Origin of the sequence: Sulfitobacter sp. HI0129, assembly GCF_001635395.1 — a bacterium.
Classification (GTDB): Bacteria; Pseudomonadota; Alphaproteobacteria; order Rhodobacterales; family Rhodobacteraceae; genus Sulfitobacter.
Map to the genome: position 1 here is coordinate 1 of NZ_LWGH01000690.1, position 1,770 is coordinate 1,770.

Annotated in this window: 3 protein-coding genes; 2 read left to right on the forward strand and 1 reads right to left on the reverse strand. The window is 63.1% G+C overall.

Annotation, left to right across the window (positions count from 1 at the left end):
• A partial coding sequence (locus A3764_RS17440; protein ID WP_150122268.1) for a hypothetical protein occupies positions 1 to 283 on the reverse strand: 283 nt, incomplete at its 3' end.
• An 89-nt stretch (positions 284 to 372) separates the two neighbouring features.
• Here A3764_RS17440 and flgF point away from each other — a divergent pair.
• On the forward strand, positions 373 to 1,116 hold the full coding sequence (gene flgF, locus A3764_RS17445) for a flagellar basal-body rod protein FlgF (RefSeq protein WP_067923181.1): 744 nt from the start codon (positions 373 to 375) through the stop codon (positions 1,114 to 1,116).
• A gap of 25 nt (positions 1,117 to 1,141) precedes the next feature.
• Positions 1,142 to 1,770, forward strand: a 629-nt coding sequence (gene flgG / locus A3764_RS17450; RefSeq protein WP_067951839.1) for a flagellar basal-body rod protein FlgG, incomplete at its 3' end; no start/stop codon positions are given.

Genomic DNA, 1,770 nt, shown 5'->3' on the forward strand with positions numbered 1-1,770 from the left:
CCGCGAGATAGGTCGCCGCTTCCGGCAACAGCAGATGTGTCAGGTGCAATTCCGCGAGCGCAAGGTCGGTGGCCGCCTCCTCCGGCGCCATGTCGAAGGGGGAGGCCGCGATGACCCCGTCCACGATGGCGCGCCGCTGTAACAGGAAGTCACCCTGCCCCAGAACAACGAAGTTCAGGGTCGCGAACGGCCCCTCCTCCTGTGCCCGCAAAGGGGGTGGCAGGAACAGCACAAGAGACAGGGCAAGGCAAAGTATCTTTAGCATGACAAGAAAGAAAGACACAATTTCCTTGCTTTTGTCCAGTTTATATTTCAATGTATCCTTGCAATCCATGTTTATACTTGCATCGCATAAGGACAGGAGCACGGCGCATGACGGAAGCAAGCTACCTTGGCATGTCCCTTGCCGCGTCTTTGCAGCGCCAGCTCGACGTCACCTCCAACAATATCGCCAACGCGAACACCGCCGGGTACAAGGGCGAACACGTCGTCTTCGAAACCTTTGTCCAGCAAAACGCCGGCGCGGATCAGGATCCGGCCAATTTCGTGCGGGATCGCGGCTCCTACGTCGACATGCGGCCCGGCGCGTTGGTGCAGACAGGCAATCCGCTGGACCTCGCGCTCAACGGCGAAGGCTGGTTCAGCTATCGCACCGAAACCGGGCAGCGCGCCTTCGGCCGTGACGGCGGCTTTGCACTGGATACCGAAGGCAACCTGCGCACGCTTTCGGGCGCGCAGGTTCTCGACGAAGGCGGCGGCCCGATCGTACTGCCCACGCAGGGCCTGGGTGAGCTGACGATCGCCGAAGACGGGACGATCTCGGGCAGTGAAACCGGCCCGCTGGGCAAGGTCGGCATTTTCGACATTCCCGGCATCCAGAGCTATTCGCGCATCGGCGCGGGCATGTTCGTGGCACCCGCAGGGGCCCCCGCACCGGAGGCTTCCACCACCACGCAGGTCATGCAGGGCGCGCTCGAAGGCAGCAACGTGAACCCGATCCGCGAAATGACCCGCCTGATCGACGTGCAACGCGCCTATGAGCGCACCAACACCATGATGGGCAACGCCGACGGCCTGCAACGCGATGCGCTCAAGCGCATCGGACAGGCCGTGTGACCCGACCCGAGGAAGGATACCGAAGATGAAGGCACTCAGCATCGCGGCCACCGGCATGATGGCCCAGCAGACCAACGTCGATGTGATCTCCAACAACATCGCCAACGCCAATACCACCGCCTTCAAATCCAGCCGGGCGGCGTTTCAGGACCTGATTTACCAATCGATGCAGCGCGAAGGCGCGGCAACCTCCGCAGACGGCTCCGCCCGCCCCGTGGGTGTCGACATCGGCCTTGGCGTCCAGACGGCGGGCACCGTGCGGCTCAACACCCAGGGCGGCATGATCCTGACGGAGAACGAATTGAACGTCGCCATCGACGGCACCGGGTTCTTCACCGTGCAGATGCCCGATGGCACGCAGGCCTATACCCGCGACGGCACCTTCCAGCTTTCGGCGGAGGGGGAGCTTGTGACCATGCAGGGCTACCGGGTCGATCCCGGCATCGTCGTGCCGGAAAACACCAAATCCGTCGACATCAGCGAACAGGGCATCGTCACCGCTTTCGTCGAAAACGACCCAAACCCCGTGGAACTGGGCCAGCTCAGCCTCGCGACCTTCATCAACGAACCGGGCATGCGCGCGGTCGGCGACAACTTCCTGCTGGCCACCGAAGCCTCGGGGGAGGCGCAGGTGCTCAACCCCGGCGATCCCGG